Origin of the sequence: Sphingomonas sp. R647, from assembly GCF_020177055.1 — a bacterium.
Lineage (GTDB): Bacteria > Pseudomonadota > Alphaproteobacteria > Sphingomonadales > Sphingomonadaceae > Sphingomonas.
This window is the reverse complement of sequence record NZ_JAIQXT010000002.1, coordinates 185,006-204,228: the sequence shown is the minus strand read 5'-3', so window position 1 is coordinate 204,228 and position 19,223 is coordinate 185,006. Positions and strand designations below refer to the sequence as shown.

Genomic DNA, 19,223 nt, shown 5'->3' with positions numbered 1-19,223 from the left:
TTCAGAATTGCGCGATGATCGAGAAGGTGAGGCGGTCGGTGCTGCCAGCGAAAAGATCGGTGGATGCCCGGCCATATTCGGCCGATGCGGTGACGCCGGCAGGCAGGGTAATCCGCGCGCCCACGCCATAGACCGAGGCATCGGTGCGGCGCCGCTCGAAGAAGCTGGGCTCCTCCAGCAACACGCTGCCCTGCGCGCCAAAGATGTAGGGCGATACGGGCGGGACGGTACGGGCAATTTGAAGCAACGCCCGCAGCTCGCCGCGCACGACATGCCCGCTGTCACCCTGGATCAGGCCGGAAGGAAGCGGGGAAATACCGCGCGCCGTCGCGATGCCGAATTGCTCGGCATTCGACATCGCCTGCCCCAGGCTCGATTGCGCGCGTGCGGTGATGGCGAGCGAAAGATCAGGGACGAGTGGCTGGACGGCATCCAGGGCGAATTCGAGCTTCTGAAAAGCCGCGTCCGATCCCGCGCGCGAAAGCGGCAGGATCGCGCTCGCCTCCTTCGCGGAACGGGCGTTGAGAATATCGAGGCCGACCGACCCCTTCACCGATGCGACGACATAACCGCCGCCGGGCAGGCGCGAAACCAGGTCCAGGCCGGCGCGCAGCACGCGCTGCCGATCCTCGGACACCGGCAAGTCCACCGGATCGAAGATCCGAACCCGCTCGCTCTGCACGTCAAGGGAGAGCTCACTACCCACGGTCAATGACCGGGAACGCACCAGCGGATACTGCACCCGCGCAGACAGGCGCTCGAAGTGGCTGGCGATGCCCGGTCGCGCGCTGTCGTATCGCGGTGCAAGCCGTGCGTCGGTATATTCCGCGCTGACGTTCAACCCGTCCGAGCCAAGCGGTAGCGCAAAGCCTGCCGCCAGCGCGCGATTGCGCGGCGTCGGATCCAAAACGCTGGTTTTACGACCCGTATTGGGCAGCCCGCTTGCGCGCAGATAAATCGTCTCGCCTGCGCCCAGCACCGAGTTGAAATCGACTCCGAATCCGAAACTGAGCCTGCCGAGTTCGCGCGACAGAAGGTTGTCGAACGTCAGAAAGCCGGTGACCGGGCGGTGCCTCCCCTCAATGATCAGCACCGTTCCGCCAGGTTGCGATCCGGTCGCGATCGTCGAGGAAAGCGTAAGGCCCGGCACATCGCTGGCGAGCATCAGGCGACGTTCAATCTGCGCTAGGGTGATGGTCTTATCACCGACCAGCGGCTCCAGGACCGCATCCACCCGCCGACGCACCCGCGTTGGTATGCCGGCTGTGTCGACGCGCTCGATGAAGCCTTCAACCACACGCAGCCGCACCCTCGCGTCGCCGTCGGCATCTGCCAGCGTCTGGGCCGGCACGACAACGCGGGTCAGGATTCGCCCGCTTCGCGCGAACGCGGATTCGAGTTCGGCGGCCGCGGCAAAAACCTCGGCAACCGAAACCCGCTTGCCGACAAGGCTGAACTTGAGGCGATCCACGGCGGCTGCGGGCGCGTCGCCGTCGATTGCGACCGCGACCACCTGCACGAACACCGTTTCCGACCCGGCGGGCGCGACCGCCCCGGCGTTTTCGGGAATCGCCACCGCACCCTCGTCACGAACAACGGGCGGCGCGATGCGAGGCGGAGTCAGCTGGCTCGCCGTTTGCGCATGGGCTCCGGTGGCCAGCAGCAGCAACGTGCTTCCGATCACAGGCCAATCCGACAGTCTCATCGTGTGTATCGCCCCCGGAAAGCCGGGAGCGCGCTCCCTACTCAATCTGGGCAGTTCTATTAGCGACGGGTTTCACGTCGCCAATAGCTGTTTGTCTCACGCGGAAGGCTGGCCCGCCAAACTGTCTCGACGGAGAAAAATATATTGGCGCTGTCGCGCGACTGCGCCAAAAGATCGACAAGTTACGCGCCTTATCAATGGATTGGCGCGAGAACATGCAACGTCGGTCTGCATCCGTGGATCTCGACAGATCGATCCCGCGAGTCGAATACAGGCGCAACGAAGATGAGACACTTCGCGCATATACAACATGGGGCACCATTTCTATTTCGCGCGGCTTTCTGCTCGATCTCGACGAGGTGATCGATCAGCCCGGCTTCACGCTAAGAACACAGACGCGTAAGCAACCAGTCGACACTTTCGCTATCGGAACTCTCCCACGGCGAGGCCGACCGATGTAGTTGGGCGATGTCGTCGCACCTAGACCTAAGTGCGACTGCCCCACATCTTCGGCGCATCCCGCATGCCAGTTTGTCGCGAAGTCGCGGCAGACCGTAAACACCGCCATTGCCGCCCAGGACCGGACGATGCGACCACGCGTTTCCCGGCATCATGATGCAGGATCGCTGGGGTCGAATTCGAAGTCCGGGCCGCCCTGAACGCCACCGGACTGCACATCGTCCATCGTCCCCAACTGCTCCAGCTGCGGCGTGACCCAAACCAGCTTCTCGCTGTTTTCGGGATTATTGTTGGCGGTCATCGTCACGTTCCTCAGTTTCGTTTGAGATTAGCAGGGCGCTCTTTGCAATTTGGTCCAAGTTCGCCGGCAGCGGGTCGGCATCCAGCGTTGACGCGGTCATGCGATCGGCGTTCAGCGGTGTCGAGGTCAGCCCACTGCTCGGGAACGTCGCACCGGTGGCCGCGACCGTACCGCCGCCGACGATCTGTCCGACCAGCCCACCTGCGTTGCGCGGAACGGTGACCGTGCCACTCGCGGTGCTGCCTACGACCGTGCCCCCGTCCTGCTTCCCGACCAGCGTGCCGGCAGTTTGAACCGACGCGATCACGTCGCCCGTCGCGGTGCTGTACGACACCGACCCACGATAAAGGTAGCCGAGCAGCCCGCCGACATAGCGGGTACCCGATACCGCGCCGGTGGCAGACGAACGGTCGATGCTCCCGGCCGCGTAGCCGATCAGCCCCCCGACATCGTCCGTACCGGTGACGGTCCCCGTCGCGGTGCTGCCGATGACGGATCCTGCGACCTGATTACCGACCAGGCCACCGACCAGCATGGTGCCCGAGACATTCACCGAACTTGTCGAATCGATGATCGTCCCGTTCTTCTGCATGCCGACCAGCCCGCCAATGCCGCTGGCGCCGCTCACCGTACCGCTGACGTTCACACTATCAATGAGCCCGGCGGACACGCCGAACAGGCCGACATTCTTGATTGTCGGGCGGTTGATGTAGAGGCCGGTCAAGTTGTACCCGCCCCCAAATATCGCGCCGGTGAAGCCATAGGTGCCGCTAGTGATGCTGCCGATGGTGCGGAAATCGCTTCCGCCCCAGACATTTCCTGCGCCATCGCTGCCCAGGGGGGTCCAGCCGCCCGCCCCCCATATCCCAGCCGAGCCTGCACTGCTGTTGGTGGCGGACAGATCGATATCGTCCAGCAGGGTGTAGTTCCCCGCCAGGTTGGCGTTGATTAGCTGAAGCTGGCGCGCATTGAACACGCCGATGGTGCCGCCGCTCGCCGCCAGCGCCTCGCCGCGCAGGATCGGACGCATGTCGCTGCCCTGATACCAAACCGTGCCGAAATTGGCGAAGTTGGCGTAGCTGGCCCCGTTGCGGGCCTGGGCGGTGGAGAGCCCCGTCAGCAGCGTTCTGGTACCGAGCACGCCGCTCACCGCATTGGCCTGCCCCGTGCTTTCCAGGTCCCAATATGAGTTTTGAATCGTGCTTGAGCCATATTGGTAGCCGGCCAAACCTCCGGTCCGGCCGCCGGACGCCACCGCGCCGCTCGCCCAAACGTCGCTCAACGTCCCAGTATACATGCCCCCTACCACGCCGCCTGCATCGCCTCCGTTTCCGTCGACCGACGCTGTCGAGAAGCCGCTGCTCAGGGTCGCGTTGTTCAACACCGCACCGGCGATGCCGCCGACATTTTGCACGCCTGATACCGATCCGCTCGCGGACAGGTTGCTGGCATTCACATACAGAGCCCCGACCACGCCTCCGACATCGGCGCTCGTACCCCGGACGGACCCGTCAAAATGCAGATTGGTGAGCCCGCCGACCACAGCCTCGCCGACAATTCCTCCGACAAAGCCAGCGCCGTTCACAGTGCCGGTGGCCCATATGTTTGTCAGCGGCGACCAAGACAGTCCGACGACTGAGCCGGTAGACTCTCCCCCGGTAACCGACGCGTTGATCAGGCGCAGGTTGCGGATAGAGCGCCCCGTGGTACTTTGAAAATTCGATATAAGGCCGATATAGCTTGTCGTCGGGCGATTGATGGTGAGATTGCGGATCGCGTAATTGGCACCGTCCAGACCGCCGTTGAAGGCGCTGCCCAGACTGATCGGCACAAAGCCGCCGCTGCCCCAGATGCCGGCGGCATTCGCGCCGTTTGTGACCGTGGCATCGATATCGCCGGCAAGACGATAATTGCCCCCCCGATTGGCGGACATCAATTGTAACTGGTTAAGCGACGAAATGGCGATAAAGCCATCCGTCCCCGCCGTCGCAGCCTCAATGCGCAGGATCGGCCGCATGTCGGCGGTCTGGAACCAGATATTGGTAAAGTCGAATCCGGCATAGGCGGCCTGGGTTCGCGCCTGCGCGGTGGTCAACCCGACTGCGCCAAATGATCCAGTTCCAAGCCATACTCCATTTGGAGTGTCGGTGGTCTCGACATCCCAAAAAACATCCGCGCCGACGGTGCCCCGATTCACTCCTACGATGCCCGCTCTGGATCCCGTCAATCTGCCGGACACCCATGAGTTGCGGATGAATGTCCCGGTATCGGTGGCGTAGGTGATGCCGTATGCTTGGGCTGACGAGACCGACGCGGTGACATAGGCTTGGCCGATGGTAGAAGTGTCTCTTAGCGCGGCCGTGACTCCGCCGGCTATGTTGGTCCCCGATACCGATCCGGCGATCGATATGTTGGAAATGACGGAAGCGCCGCCAATACGCGCGGCAAGCCCCCCCGCTTCTCCAAGGTTCCTGGGCGAACTGATCGTCCCGTCGATATGAACATTGTCCACGGTCGAACCAATAAGCCAGCCAGCCAAGCCACCGGCCAAAGTGGCACCGGCGGTCGAATAATCGATTATTACCGTCAGGCCGGAAAGGCGTAGGTTGCGAACCGTTGCCGCCTCAAGCCTCGTGAACATCCCTGCCGCCGAATAGAAAGGCTGATTAACGTACAGCGCCTTGATCGCGTTTCCGCGACCGTCCAGCGACCCCATGAACGCTGCGTCCGGCAAGGAACCGCTAGCCCCGCCGATCGAGCGGAATCCCGCGCCCCCATTCCAATTGACCGTTCCGCTGGCGTCGATATCATTGGCGAGCGCGAAGTGTGACGTACGGAGCGACGTCATGCCCTGGACGCCGTAGATATCGGTCAACAGCCAGGGTGTTGCCGTCGTGCCGGCGCCGCCGAGTGCGCGAAGGAAGCTGCCGCCGTCAATCGTAAAGCTGCCTGCCTGGAAGCCCGGAAGCGTGGCGCCGATGGTGGTGAAATTGCCGTTCGACTGTCTGAAAATGCCGATGTCGATCGCGCCGGTCTGACTGATCGTCCCGGTCGCCACGAGCGTGAGGCCACCGGCTCGCGCGGTGATCGGCGCGTTGATCGCGATATTGTTCGCCGCTTCGAGAGTCAGCGTCGCACCGCTCGACCAGATGAGCGGCGCAGCCACGGTGATGTTGCCCGCCTGAGCGCCGCTGCTGCCCGTCTGAACGACGACATTGGCGGTTGCCAGGGCTCCGGTCAGCACCGATGCGTTGAGCACGCTATTGTTGGCGCCTGCGACAAAGCCGGCCATGCCGCTGCTGGATGCGTTCGAAATGTTGATGTTGTACGGATCGAGCAGCAAGGTGCCGAAGCTCGATCCGGTCAGGTCCGCCGTCCCGGAATAGCTGAGATAGCCCCGCGACGAGACTTCCGCATCGCCCCCCGCTGCACCGATACCCCGCGCGCTGATCGTACCGGCGAAGTCGGTGGCCGAATCCGACCAGAACACGATGTTGCCACCCGATCCGGCCCCGGTCGCATCGGCGCGGATGCGGGTCGCGGCGTCGACCTGAAGCGTATCGGCATGGGCGGTACTACCTACGCCCCGGCGATCGCCCCCCACCTTGACCGATCCGCCGCCGTTGGTCCCCGACACGTCGATCGTTGCGCCGGTCAGCGAAATGTCGCCGCCGGTCAGTGTCACGCTGCCGCCACGGGTGTCGATCCCACGTGCTTCGACGATGCCGCTCATGTTTACGGTGCTGCGCGCCGCCTCGCGCGCCTGCGCCGCGCTCAGGATCACCGAGCCGCCATCTGCCGCGATATGCCCCGACATCGCGAGCTCTGCGCTCTGATCTGTGCCGATCGCGACTTTCAGGAAGCCGTCGCTGGAAAAGTCCAACGTGGCCCGGCTGCCCGCACCCATCGCAACTTTACCCAGCGGCGCGAGGATCAGGCCACTATTGTCGACCCGACCGCCGATCAGCGCTGCATATCCGCCCCGCGCGATTTCGATGCGGCCTGCGTTGACCACGCTTCCGCCGGTACCGGCGAAATCATATCGGCCCGCCAGAAAGTCCGCATCATCGATGTCCATCGTCGATCCGACAAAGCCGGCCGCCTTCACGCCACCGGTCGCGGTGATCAGGATGCCGTTGGGATTGATGATGAACACGCGACCATTGGCGTTCACCTGCCCCGCGATCGTCGTCGTGGTGTCGCCGGTCACGCGGTTGAGCAACACTGCGGTGCTGGACGGTTGCGCGATATCCACCCGGTTGCCCTGATCGACGCTGAAGCTCTGCCAATTGATGATCGCCGCGCCGCTGGTCTGTCGGATCGACATGGTGCCGTCCGCACCGCCGCCAATCTCCGCAGACCCGGCCACGACGGTGCCGCCAGTCGGCAGCGACTGCGCTTGAGCGCTGAGCGGGACGATCGCTGACGTGGTCAGCAGCATGGCAGAGAGCGTGCGGATCATATCGAGGGACCTCTTCAGAATTGCGCGATGATAGAGAAGGTGAGGCGGTCGGTGCTGCCAGCGAGAACATCGGTGGATGCGCGGCCATATTCGCCGGACGCTGTTACGCCCGCAGGCAGGGTGGCCGAGGCATCGGTGCGGCGGCGTTCGAAGAAAGTGGGCCGATTGAGGAACACGCCGCCCTGCGCGCCAGAGATGAGTGGCAATACGGGAGGAACGGTGCGTTCCGAACCGGCAACCGCACTGTCACAACGAACAACCGGCGGGGCGATGCTAGGCGGAGCTAGTTGATTTGCCGATTGCGCATGGTTCCCGGTGGCCAGCAGCAGCAACGTGCTACCGATCACAGACAAAGCCGACAATCTCATGGTATGTATTGCCCCCCGGAAAGCAGGAAGCGCGCCCCCTGCTCAAGCTGGGCATTTCTATTAGCCACGGGTTTCACATCGCCAATAGCAGTTTGTCTCACGCGGCAGGCTGACCCGCGAAACTGTCTCGACAGGAAAAAAAATATTGGCGATGTCGCCCAACTGCGCCAACAGGTCGAGAAGTTACGCGTCTTATCAATCGATTGGAGCGAGAACATGCAACGTTGGTCGGCGACCGTCGATCTCGACAGCGCGATCCCGCGGGTCGAATACCGACGCAACGAAGATGAGACGCTTCGCGCATATATGACGCGGGTCGCCGCTTCGATTTCATTCGCCTTCCTGCTCGATCCTGACGAGGTGGTCGATCAGCCCGACTTCACGCTCGAGACGCAGATGATCGTGCTCCCCGAAGGGCTTGTCTCCCGCACCGCTTCAAGTGGCAGCTTCACCTTGAGTCGCGACAAAAAGCGGATCGAGGCGACCTCGACCGATCACCTGCTCGTCTATTTCATCGAGCAGGGTGTCGTCGAAGTGACCCCAACCCGATCAAGCAGGCTTCTTCAGCCGGGCGATATCCTGCTTCTGGATCTCAATCGTCCCGGCGCGCTGTTGCAGCATAATATCCGCAATATCCGGATCATCATGCCGCGGTCCGGGCTGAGCGGCGATATCGACGAACAGGATTTGCATGGATGTGTCATCCCGGCCGGCCACCCGCTGGCGGGACTGATGCGCGATTGTGTCAAGCGACTGATCGATGACGCGCCCCGCATGACGCAGCGCCACGGATCTGTGACATTGCGCATGATCTTCGAATTGCTGAGCACCGCGCTTGCCGACCGCATTGAGATCGCCAGCGCGGATTTGCCACTGAAAACGCGGATCGATCTGCTGATCAATCACAATCTTAACCGACAAGAACTGACGCCAGGATGGATCGCGGACCGGCTCGGTATTTCGCGCGCGACCCTCTATCGTACGATCCAGTATAACGGTGGTGGCGTAAAGGATCTGATCACGGACCGCCGCCGTCTGCGGGCCTGGTCCATGCTAACGGATGTCGAAGGCGACTCATTCGCTGACATCGCGCGGCGATCAGGCTTCGGTACCCGTGCCAAGCTCGCGCAGAGCTTTGCGAAGCTGCTGGGAAAGTCTCTGGATGAAATTCGCTTCAGTGATCCAGACACAAAGGCAAAAATGAATGCCGCAGTATCGGAAATGCTGCTCGGCAATTGGGAAAACCGCATCGGGAGACGTTAGGCACGAGCAGTCGGAATGGCAGGCCAATAGCGCGCTTGTACGATCTGCAGTCATGTATCGGTTATCCATGGCGCCACGTCGGAGCTGACCAAAGCAGACCCAGACCGGCTTGCGACGAACTCATCCAAGCAGGAACTCTGCCCACTCGTTCATCAGCACCCGGCGACGATCGAAGAAATCGGTCCGCCGATATGCAGCTTCGACCGCATTCGGAATTCGGTGTGCCAACGCCTTGTCGGCGACCTCCTTTGGCACGTTGGTGCACTCTGCCACCCAATCGGTGAAGGTGTTTCGGAACCCGTGCACAGTCGCGTCGACGATATTCATGTCGCGCAAGACCTTGAGCATGGTCATGTCACTGATCGGCTTGCCGCGTGAGACACTAAACAGGAACCCGTCTGGATTGACCGTTCCGTGGAGCTCAAGATGGCGGCGATGGATCGATCGCAGCAGGTTCACGGCGGCGGGAGCCAGCGGAACTACGTGTGCCTCTTTCATCTTCATCCGGGCTGCAGGGATTGACCAAACCGCCTTGTCGAGGTCGAACTCACCCCAGGTCGCTTTCCGCGTCTCATTCGAGCGAACGGCTGTCAGGATAGTAAGCCGCAATGCGTCGCGGCCCAAAGTCGAGGGAAGCGCCCAAAGTGCCTTCATGAAAGCGGGCACGGCTTCGTGCGGCATCGCTGCTCGGTGAGTAACCCGGTGGTTCTGGCGCGGCAGGCCTCGCGTCACCGATCGAAGTGAGACCTCCTCTGGCACCAGCCCCTTGATGTGCGCGAAGTCGAGAACGGTTCCGATACGCTGCAATACGCGCTTCGCGGTGTCGGGTATCTTGAGCCAGATCGGCTCCAGCACGGTCAGAACCGCCGCGCTATCGACGGCGGTAACTGGCTTACTGCCGATGTGCGGGAACACATGTCGCTCGAAACTGAATATCCAGGACGCATGCCGCTGATCCTTCCAGCCGCCCTTCATCGCCTCGTAGCAGTCCCGCGTCACCTTCTCGAAGGTCGGGACCGACTTACGCGCCCTTCCCTTCCTCGCGCTGAGATCGACACCAGCACGGACCGCCTTTCGCAGGTCGGCGGCGAGCAACCGCGCTTCTGCCAAGGAAACATCATGCGCGGCACCCAATCCAAAGTCTCGCCGCTCGCGCTCGTGCTGGATTCTGAGCGCCCAGGATCGCGTCCCGCTTTCGCGGACGAATAAACGAAGTCCATGAACATCCGCATGGCTGCCCGGCCTGGCATTTTTGACTTTAAGAGCGGTCAACGCCATCCGAGACCTCGTTCTGAAGTCCCACATCACGTCCCACGTTTTGATCCAGATTTTGCGAGAAACTGTGGGACCGATTGGTCCGACGAATTTCAAATACGCTATTCTAAATCAATAAGTTGAGACGTCATGAGTGTTACTGGAATTTCAGAACGATGCCCGTAGGGTCACCAGCGACTAAACGACACGGGAGAGAGTCGCTGGTTTTGGCGACGGGGCTGATGATATCCCAGGACCCGTCTTTTATGGTGGCGTGACCTGCATTAGGCCCGATCCGATGGCCTGCGCATCCATTCCAGAACGTGCACGACCGGTCCCCTTCCGGAACGTCCTCTGGCGACCCCGGGAATCGATCAGGCCGTAGACTTCGCGCAAAGGAGAGGTACCGCATCCACCGACAGCGCGGATGAGTTGGTGTCGAGAACCATGTCGATTTCTTCGACGGGCACCATGTTGATCGCCGTTGCCGTTTCAGCGCCCAGCTTCATAAATGGTACACCATCAGCATACCCTCATTCTTGAGGGGAGCTTCGACCAGGTCCATCCCGCGTTTTCGCGGCGCTTGCGGGTGCCGGCATGGCAGCCTTCGACGAAGTGCAGCGCCACCCCGTCATCGATCGTGAAGACCGGGCCGGTCGCGCGCGGGTCGTCGAGAAAGGCCGCAAGCGCCTCAGGACGGCGCGGGTGGGAATCATGGTGGATGCCGATCGTGCCCGGCAGAATTCCCAGACCCGCGATCGGATCGATGCGCGTGCGCACCGAGTCGGTCAGCCCCCATTCGAACATCATGTTCGCGCCGGCACTTGCTCCAGCGAGCACGATGCCGCGGTCATAGGCGCTGCGGATTGCGCGATCGGCACCCCATTCGCGCAGCAGGACCATGAGGTTCCGCGTCGACCCGCCATCGACATAGATGATGTCCGCTCCCGCGAAATACGCGTCCGGGTCGTCGGTGGTCGGGGTGAACAGGTTCAGCGTCCGGGGGGTAAAGCCGACCCGCTGCGCCAGTTGGTAGAAGGCCAGGATGCGTTCGGGTTGATCGCCCTTGGCCGCGCCGACATAGCAGATGGCCGGACTGGCCTTGGTTGCCAGTGCCACCAGCGCGCGGGCAAGCACCGGCTCCTCCCATTCGGGGACGAACAGGGAGAGCGAATCGCTGATGCAAAAAGCCTGACGGACCGTTGGCGTGGCGGGCATTGAATCAGCCTATCGAACGGAACTTAGGTGAGCGGGTGTCGGGCATATCAGGGCGCGACCATCTGCATCAGCTGGGCGCTGATGATCGCCCCATAGGTGCCGAGCGCATAGCCCAGCACCGCGAGCAACACGCCGACCGGCGCCAGCGCAGGGTGGAACGCGGCGGCGACCACGGGCGCGGATGCCGCCCCGCCGATATTCGCCTTGCTGCCCACCGCGACGAAGAAAAAGGGCGCGCGGATCATCTTGGCGACGATCAGCAGCAAGATGACATGGATTGCGATCCAGATCAGACCGACCAGGAACAGCATCGGGGTGTCGAGCAGCTTGAAGACGTCCATCCGCGTGCCAATGATCGCGACGAGCAGGAAGATCGTCACCGACCCGAATTTCGACGCACCCGCCCCTTCCAGTCTCCGCGCGGGTGTGACGCTGAGCATCAGGCCAAAGCTCGTCGCGATGACGACGACCCAGAAGAACTTGCTCGCCAGCACACCGCCGGCCCAGCCGGGGATGCTATCGATCGCTGGCGCCAGGAGATCGGCGCCGAGATGCGACAGTCCCACGCCGCCAAAGGTCACGGCTAGCAGGACCATTAACCGCGGCAGCGTCGGCACGCCCTCTACCGACAGGCTGAACTCCGCCATCCGCTGCTGTAGGCTGTGAACCGCGCTGGCATCGGCATTGAGCCAGCGGTCGATCCGCTCGGCCATGCCCGCTCCATAGAGCAGAACTGCCATCCAGATATTCGCGACGACGATATCGACCGCGACCATCGCCGAATACAGATCCGGGTTATAGCCATAGATTTCGAGCATCGCGGTTTGATTGGCGCCCCCGCCGATCCAGCTGCCGGCCAGCGTCGCCAGCCCGCGCCAGGTCGCGTCGGCGCCGCTGCCCCCGACCGTCTCGGGGCTGAAGCTGCCGACGATCACCATCGCCAGCGGCCCGCCGATGATCACGCCGACAGTTGCGGTCAGGAACATGATCAGCGCCTTTGGCCCCAGGCCCCAAATCCCCTTCATGTCGATGCTGAGCGTCAGCAGGATCAGCGCAGCCGGCAGGAAATAGTCCTTCGCCACCGGCCACAGGCCGTCCTCACCCGGCGCGATGACCCCGAAACTCGCGAGCAGCGAAGGGATCAGGTAGCAAAGCAGGATGATCGGCACGAAGGTGAAGAACCGGTCCCAGAACCCGCCCCGCGCCTTCAATGCGAACAGGCCACCCAGGATCGCGCACAGGATGCCGAACGTCACGATGTCATTGGCAATCAGGGGCCGGGTCATGTGCTGGTCCTCATGCGCCGATCAGCGCGCCTTTGGCTTTGCGCTGCTCGCCGGAAGTTCCGGAAGCACTGCACGATAGGGTGTGCCGGTGACGTAGCGCCCGAACCACTCAAGCTCTGCATTGATCTTGAACAACTGGTTCGACGGCTTTTTGAAGTTATGCGGCTCGCCCTCGGCCAGATAAAGGCGGGTCGGGGCGCCCGCCGTCCGCACGCCGCGATACATCAGGATCGCCTGGGTCGGGGGAACGCGCACGTCCTTGCTGCCGCCGAAGAACAGCGTCGGGGTCTTCACCCGCCACGCGTCCTTGAGCAGCGACTGTTCGACGAAGTTGGCGAGCGGCGCATTCTCCTGCCACGGCGAGCCACCGAACCAGGCGGCGCGATAGTCGCGCACATCGCTTTCGCCATAAAGCGAGATCCAGTCCGCGCCCCCGGCGCCGGACGACGCCGCCTTGAACCGGTCGGTGATGGTGATGAGCTTGTTGGTCATGTGACCGCCCGCGCTCCACCCCGTCGCAGCCAGCCGGTCGGGATCGGCCAGCCCCTTTGCGACCAGCGCATCGACCCCGTCGAGCACGTCGAGATGGGCGTTGTTGAAATATTTGCCGACCATGTCGCGCATGAACGCATCGCCATAGCCCGTCCCGCCGCGATGATTGGGCAGGAAGATGCCATAGCCTTGTCCGGTGAACACCGGCACCGCGCGCGACAGGTTCCACGACCCGAATTGCGATGAGGACCGCGGTCCGCCATGGGTGATGGTGATCAGCGGAAAACGCGTGCCGGGGCGGTAATCGACCGGATAGATGATCAGCCCCTCGAGCGGCTGGCCGTCCCGCCCCTTCCAGCTGAACGCCTCCTGCCGCGGGAGCCGGAAGCGTTTAGGCAAGTCGGCATAGTCGCGCGTAACCCGCCGCATTGCGGTATCGCCGGAGCGCATCACCGCGATCTCGCCCGGGCTCGCCGCATCGGTGATCACCGCGACATGCGCTTTCGATTGCGGATCGTAGCGCCACTCGCTGAGGCTGTGATCGCCCCGGGTCAGTCGCTCCGCCCGGTTCGCAGAAACCGTCACGCGGAACAGCTCACTGCGCAGGCCGATATTGGCGAGCAGCGTGATCGTGTTGCCGGTGTCGCCCCAGGCGAAATCACCCACCTCCATCGGCACGTCCGCCAGCATCAGGCGCGGCTCCGCCTCACCGATCCGGTGGACGAACAGATTGTCCTCATAATAGGTGTCGCCCGCCTGGTTGACCGTGGCGATATAGGCGAAGCTCTTGTTATCCGGGGCCAGCTGCGCGCGCACCTCGGCATAGCGATTGCGCGTCAGCCGTTGGGTCGATCCGCCAGCGATGTCGTGCAGCCAGATTTCGCGCTCGGTGCTGCCATATTGCGGCCCGTCGGGGACGATGGTCAGCAGGATCTTGGTCCCGTCGCGCGACAGCGAATAATCGTCGATCGAGATGTCGCCGCCCAGCACCCGGTGCGACTTCCCGTCCTTGCGGTCGTGCCGCCACAGTTCATAGGGCAGGTCGGTATCGAACGGCGTGATCTGGAACTTGCGCACCCGCGTCGACGCGGGATCGGGCCGGCGCGCGCGGAAATAGATCGCGCGACCGTCCGGGCTCCAGTTCAGGTCGGTAACCCCGGTCTTGTGCGCGGTGAGTTTGGCGACGCTGCGCGCCTTGATGTCGTAGAGATAGATTTGGTCGCGCTTGTCGCCCTTCCCCTTCATGGTGAAGGCGACGCTGGTGCTGTCCGGCGACCAGTTCACCATCGACAGCGAGTCATCCTCGTGCACCCAATCGGACATGCGCTGCGCCTGGCCGGTCGCGAGGTCGAGCAGCATATAGTCGTCGCGGTGCTTGTTCTTGACCCAGTCGACCTGCGACCGGACATAGATCAACTTGCCTCCGTCCGGCGACAGTGACGGCTTTCCCAGCTGGGGCAGCGCCACGAAGTCGACCGCGCCCATCGGCACCGGCCCGGTCTGCGGCAATGCGGGCGCCGGCTGTTGCGCAATGAGGGCGGTCGGTACCGTCATCGCCACACTGGCGAAAAACAGGCGCAAAATCAGGGGTGTCCGGGTCATGGTCGAAACTCGCACGCAAGGGAACCACGACGGCCGAAGCCGTCGGGGGGAAGCGGCAGGCACTCCTCGAAATGAGGAGCGCCTGCCGGAACAAGGGCTAAGCGTCGGACAGGCCCGTGCGTCAGAAGCGCGCGCGCAGGCCCATGTAAAACTCGCGCCCTGCAGGGTCGTTGAGCGCGCTCACGATATTGCGTGAATCGCCGTTGTTCAGACCATCGGGCATGAACGGCCCGAACTCGTTGAACAGGTTGTTCACGCCGCCATAGATGCGGAACTGATCCTTCTTGCCGAAGTCGTACGACAGGTAGATGCGATGATAATCCTGCCCGTCGACGCGATAATAGCGATCGTCGGTCGGGTTCGGCGCGCCGACCAGATCATCGACCCCGCCCCCCACATAGGTCATCGTATAGGTGAAGCGGAAATCGCCGAGGCGATAGCCGACCTTGAGCCGCAGCTCGTCATTGGGCGAGCCGATTTCACCCAGCGGCGAGGACGTCAGCACTTCGCCGCCAATGCCGGTGAACTCCACATCCTGAGTCAGATAGTGCGAGTAGCGGACGTCGATATCGAACCGCCCCGGAATGAAGCCCGGACGGAATTTGTAGAACAGGCTGGCGTCGATCCCCTCAGCCCGTTCGCGGTTGAGATTCTCCTGATAGTTGATCACCTGCACCACCTCGCCATTGGCGGGGTTGCGCGTGATCACGTCGCAGAATTTGTTGTTGGGGAAGTCCGTCGCCGAATAGCAGAGATCGACGGTATCCTGCGTCTCGATCGAGGTAATCGCGTCCTTGATCGAGATGCGATAATAATCGACCGCCAAGGTCAGGCCCGGCAGGAAGCTCGGCGACGCGACCACGCCAAAGGTGAAGGAGTCGGCGGTTTCTTCCTTGAGGTCCGGATTGCCCGCATTGGGCCCCTGCACCGAACTGCTGCCGTCGTCGAACGCGAGGCCGGCATTGGCCGGATCGGCGAAAAAGGCCTGGATCCCCGGCGTGGCGAGGCAGTTGGCGCTGACCACCGCGAGATCGGCATTGGCACCGCCGACGCTGGCCGGGGTTCGGATGCCCGATCCGTCCGCCATCAGGCCCTCGCACGGATCGATCAGATCGTCCGAATCCGGACGCGGCATCGAGAAGAACTCGGTGAGATTCGGGGCGCGCTGCGACCGCGAATATTGGCCACGGATGGTGAGGCCGCTGGTCGGGCGGAAGACCAGGCCGGCATTGTAGCTGAAGATCGTGCCGACCGTATCATAATCGGCGACGCGCGCCGCCAGCTGCAGGTTCAGCTTGTCGCGCCACAGCGGCACGTCCAGCTCGCCATAGGCTTCCTTGACGCGATAACTCGCCTCGATGCTGGGGAAAGTCGCAAGGCTGGTCTGATCGATATCGTCAGTCAACGGATTGCCGTCGAGGCCGCCGACCAGATCGCCATCGCGGTCGCCGATCGTGTTCTGGCCCTCGTACCGATACTCGGCACCGAACACCATTTTCACCGGCCCCGCCCACAGGTCGAACAGATCACCGCTGACAAAACCGCCCGCAGTGAATTGCGTACGTGTCTGGCTCGCCTGCCCGGTGTAGCGGATGTAGTCGGCCGCCGCTTCCGAGATCGTGCCTTCGCCGAAGATATTCATCGGCGCGCAGCCATCGGCCCGCGCGGCGGCGTTGCGGCAGCGGATCACGCCACCAACCGTTTCCACATCGAGCGCCCATTGCGCCTTTTGGTGGTTATATTCGTTGGTGTTGATCTGGTTCTGGTAGAAGTGACCATAGGTCGAATAGACCTCATACTTCCACGTATCGCTCAGCTCCCCGCTCACGTCGCCGATGAAGCGGACAGTCTCGCGCTTGTTCAGCCGCTGCTGAATGCCAAGCTCGACCAGCGCGCGGTCGAAATCGACGCTGCCCGATCGCGTGACATTCACTTCCGGCGGAATGAACGGGTTGGTTGCCGCGATGTTGCCGATCGTCTGGGCGGTCGAGCCGAAGGTGTCGCTGTCGTTCAGCGTCTCATAACCACCCGACGTGTCGGAATCGACCGCCGAGTAGAGGCCGATCAGCGAGACGTTGACCGCCGACGAAAACTCATAGGTCAGGTTCGCGCCAACGTTGAACATGGTCCGCGCGCCGACCATCGACTGGCCGATCCGCGTGTTATAGCCGTCGTAATCGGCGTAGAAATCCTGCCCCGCCGCGCGATCCGCGGGAAGACGACCATTGGGGTTGGTCCGCGCAATGTCGTTGAACCACTGGCCGTCGCGGTACCAGGCGTCGCCGCCCTCGAACGCGCCACCCGGCGTGCTGCCGCTATAGGATCCGACCATGCAATGCCGCTCGACATTGCTCGGGTCGCATCCTGGCTGACCCAGTTCGTTGGCAAAGCTGTTCGACGCCAGAATATCGGGATCGTCGAATTCGAGCGCCAGGATCGACATGGGGCGGGTCGAATCCGCGAGGATCGCCTTCACGTCGCGATAGCTGCCCGCAAGCATGGCATAGCCGCGGCCATCGTTGAACTTGGTGCCGACCATCGCATTGAACTCGCGGTCCTCACCGCCGCTCGCTTCCGGCGTCAGATAGCGGGCGTCGAATTCGAACCCCTCGAAGCTGTCCTCCAGCACGAAATTCGCGACGCCGGCAATCGCGTCCGACCCGTAGATCGCAGACGCGCCGCCGGTCGACACCTCGACCCGCTTGACGAACCCGGAGGGCAGGGTCGAGAGGCTGACGCGATCCGAGTTGCCCGAGTTGGACACCGCGCGCTTGCCGTTGATCAGCACCAGCGTCCGGTCATCCCCCAACCGGCGCAGGTCGATCGTCGAGAGGCCGGCAGTCTGGATCTGGTCGTTGCTGTTCTGGGGCGAAATCGATGCCGACACGCCGGGAAGTTCGCTCACCGCCTCGGCGAGGTCCGCGGTACCGCTTTCCTCGAGGTCCTCGCTTGTGAGAAGCTGCAGCGGTACCGCCGAATCCTCGATCGAGCGCTCGATGCGCGATCCGGTAATCACGACCAGGCTATCGGAGGGGTCTTCAACCTGCGGATCGGCGCCACCGCCGACCTCCTGGGCAAGCGCGGGCGTCGCCGCGACCAGCGCTGCAGCGAGCGATGCCCGGCACGTGAAACCCAACAATCTCCGATGGCGAAACGTCATAAAATTACCCCCACTGTGCAATTGCAGCATTCTTCATGCTGTCACAACTTGTTTCGGGGCCAATTCATAATTAGAAAGATCCTATGCAATTTCTGCATAGTATTGAAATATAGAGTTTTTATGGAACTTAAATGGCTGGAGGACCTGTTGAGCGTTGCCGAGATCGGCAGTTTCTCACGTGCAGCAGAGGTACGGCATGTCACGCAGTCCGCGTTGAGCCGCCGCATCCAGTCGCTTGAGTTGTGGATCGGCGCCGAACTGCTCGATCGGTCACAGCACCCCATTTCGCTGACGGCAGAGGGCCAGAATTTCATCGCCGTCGCACGCGACATCATCGCCCAGTCCCATGATGCAAAGCGCCGCGCCATGGCAAGTTCGCGCATCGCAGACACCGGCGTACGGATTGCGTGTCTTCATACGCTGGCGCTCTATTTCCTGCCCGATCTGTTCACCGAGTTGCGCCGCCGGGTGGGGCCATTCGAAGCTGCGATCGTTGCCGAGACCCGGACGATCGAAGAATATCTGACCGCGCTGGCGAACGGGGGCAGCGACTTCTTCATCAGCTACGATCACCCCTCGGTGACGTTCGACATCGATCCGGTCGACTTCCCCAGCAAGGTAATCGGCACGGACCGAATGCTGCCCTTCCATGCGGGCATCCCTGCTGCAGACGTCATTCGCGATGCCGGGGGCAAGCCTATTCCGTTTCTCGAATTTTCGAAGACGTCCTACATGTCGCACGTCGTCGGCAGCGTTCTCGACGCCGGACCGGCGAAGCTCAATCTGATGCCCATCTTTCGCGCCTCGCTTGCGGAGAGCTTGTTCACGGCCGCGCGCGCGGGCCTTGGAATCGCCTGGCTGCCCGAGAGCATCGTCAACGGTGGGTTCGGCGCCCGAGCAACGCCTCAGTCCGATGGTCCGTGGAGCACCACGATGAAGATCCGAGTGTATCGGGCGGCCCGAAACAACATTCGAACCGTCGAAGCAATCTGGGCGGCGCTCGATGAGCCGGAGATCGTTTAAGACGCGCGCTGCTGATCCGCCGGATCATTCTTGAAGAGATCGCCAGAGCGATGCGTAGAGGCTCGGATTTGCGCTCAGTTAACGATCATGGAGTTTTGACCGACGTCCAATGCGGTTTCAGGTCACTGACAGAGTTGATGTTATGCAGGTCGAGCGCGGAATCATCTTCAGCCTCAGCGCCGCTCGATGTGATCCACCCACGGATTGAGCGCTCACCCGAGGCCAGATACCGGTCGAGCAGAGGCGCCAGTGCGGTCGGCCAATAGCCGATGGCATGTTGCCGCAAAAGCGTCCGCGGCGACCCACCTGCGAGGCGCGCGCGCAGATCAAGCGGCAGAGGAAATATGTCGACCGGCGCGCTCAGAACACCGTCATGCCCATGGACCAGCGCATAGTGGAGCGCCGCATTCAGGCCAGCCAGTGGCCCCAATCCCGGGTCAGGTCGATCAGGGAGACTCCTGAGATCGCGCCACGATCGGCCGCACACGATCAGCGCATCGACCTGCGGCGTCAGGGCAGCGACGACGTGATCGATCAGCTTGATGCCGTCGATCGTCGCCAGCGCCTTGTCGCTTCCGAATCGGCGCGATTTGCCTCCTGCGAGGATGGCGCCGAGAATGGAGTCCACCA

Annotated in this window: 13 protein-coding genes; 2 read left to right on the top strand and 11 right to left on the bottom strand. The window is 62.6% G+C overall.

Translation table 11 applies throughout. The features are described from left to right. Window position 1 precedes the first annotated feature (1 nt). The 4 genes from K9B35_RS04865 to K9B35_RS04850 form a co-directional block, all read right to left on the bottom strand. On the bottom strand, window positions 2-1,669 hold the full coding sequence (locus K9B35_RS04865; RefSeq protein ID WP_224920688.1) for a ShlB/FhaC/HecB family hemolysin secretion/activation protein: 1,668 nt from the start codon (window positions 1,667-1,669) through the stop codon (window positions 2-4). Window positions 1,670-2,315: 646 nt separating this feature from the next. After that, window positions 2,316-2,465, bottom strand: a complete 150-nt coding sequence (locus K9B35_RS04860; RefSeq protein ID WP_224920687.1) for a hypothetical protein — start codon at window positions 2,463-2,465, stop codon at window positions 2,316-2,318. Further along, complete coding sequence (locus tag K9B35_RS04855; RefSeq protein WP_224921102.1) at window positions 2,449-6,906, bottom strand: beta strand repeat-containing protein; 4,458 nt, start codon at window positions 6,904-6,906, stop codon at window positions 2,449-2,451. The genes K9B35_RS04860 and K9B35_RS04855 overlap by 17 nt, the downstream gene beginning before the upstream one ends. Before the next feature lie 35 nt (window positions 6,907-6,941). After that, complete coding sequence (locus K9B35_RS04850; RefSeq protein ID WP_224920686.1) at window positions 6,942-7,259, bottom strand: hypothetical protein; 318 nt, start codon at window positions 7,257-7,259, stop codon at window positions 6,942-6,944. Window positions 7,260-7,511: 252 nt separating this feature from the next. On the opposite strand from K9B35_RS04850, the gene K9B35_RS04845 reads away from it, so the two are divergent. Then, window positions 7,512-8,558, top strand: coding sequence for a helix-turn-helix domain-containing protein (locus K9B35_RS04845; protein ID WP_224920685.1), 1,047 nt, complete (start codon window positions 7,512-7,514; stop codon window positions 8,556-8,558). Between the two features lie 120 nt (window positions 8,559-8,678). Here K9B35_RS04845 and K9B35_RS04840 read toward each other — a convergent pair whose 3' ends face one another. From K9B35_RS04840 to K9B35_RS04820, 6 genes are all read right to left on the bottom strand, one after another. After that, window positions 8,679-9,836 (bottom strand): tyrosine-type recombinase/integrase, encoded by a 1,158-nt coding sequence (locus K9B35_RS04840; RefSeq protein ID WP_224920684.1) that lies wholly within the window; start codon window positions 9,834-9,836, stop codon window positions 8,679-8,681. Between the two features lie 350 nt (window positions 9,837-10,186). Continuing rightward, on the bottom strand, window positions 10,187-10,321 hold the full coding sequence (locus K9B35_RS20145; RefSeq protein WP_263622335.1) for a hypothetical protein: 135 nt from the start codon (window positions 10,319-10,321) through the stop codon (window positions 10,187-10,189). Between the two features lie 13 nt (window positions 10,322-10,334). Further along, a complete protein-coding gene (locus tag K9B35_RS04835; RefSeq protein WP_224920683.1) occupies window positions 10,335-11,030 on the bottom strand; it encodes a Type 1 glutamine amidotransferase-like domain-containing protein in 696 nt (231 codons plus the stop codon). Window positions 11,031-11,077: 47 nt separating this feature from the next. Continuing rightward, a complete protein-coding gene (locus K9B35_RS04830; RefSeq protein ID WP_224920682.1) occupies window positions 11,078-12,316 on the bottom strand; it encodes a DUF819 domain-containing protein in 1,239 nt (412 codons plus the stop codon). Between the two features lie 21 nt (window positions 12,317-12,337). Continuing rightward, the gene (locus K9B35_RS04825; RefSeq protein ID WP_224920681.1) at window positions 12,338-14,410 is read right to left on the bottom strand and encodes a S9 family peptidase; all 2,073 of its coding nucleotides are present in this window, start codon (window positions 14,408-14,410) and stop codon (window positions 12,338-12,340) included. 121 nt (window positions 14,411-14,531) lie between these two features. After that, window positions 14,532-17,570, bottom strand: a complete 3,039-nt coding sequence (locus K9B35_RS04820) for a TonB-dependent receptor plug domain-containing protein (RefSeq protein ID WP_224920680.1) — start codon at window positions 17,568-17,570, stop codon at window positions 14,532-14,534. Here K9B35_RS04820 and K9B35_RS04815 point away from each other — a divergent pair. Then, window positions 17,556-18,593: a LysR family transcriptional regulator gene (locus tag K9B35_RS04815; protein WP_224920679.1), complete on the top strand. Its 1,038-nt coding sequence runs from the start codon at window positions 17,556-17,558 to the stop codon at window positions 18,591-18,593. The two genes, K9B35_RS04820 and K9B35_RS04815, sit on opposite strands and share 15 nt — an antisense overlap. Window positions 18,594-18,678: 85 nt before the next feature. Here K9B35_RS04815 and K9B35_RS04810 read toward each other — a convergent pair whose 3' ends face one another. Then, entirely contained in the window at window positions 18,679-19,221 is a 543-nt protein-coding gene (locus tag K9B35_RS04810; protein ID WP_224920678.1) for a molybdenum cofactor guanylyltransferase, read from the bottom strand. Window positions 19,222-19,223: the final 2 nt, after the last annotated feature.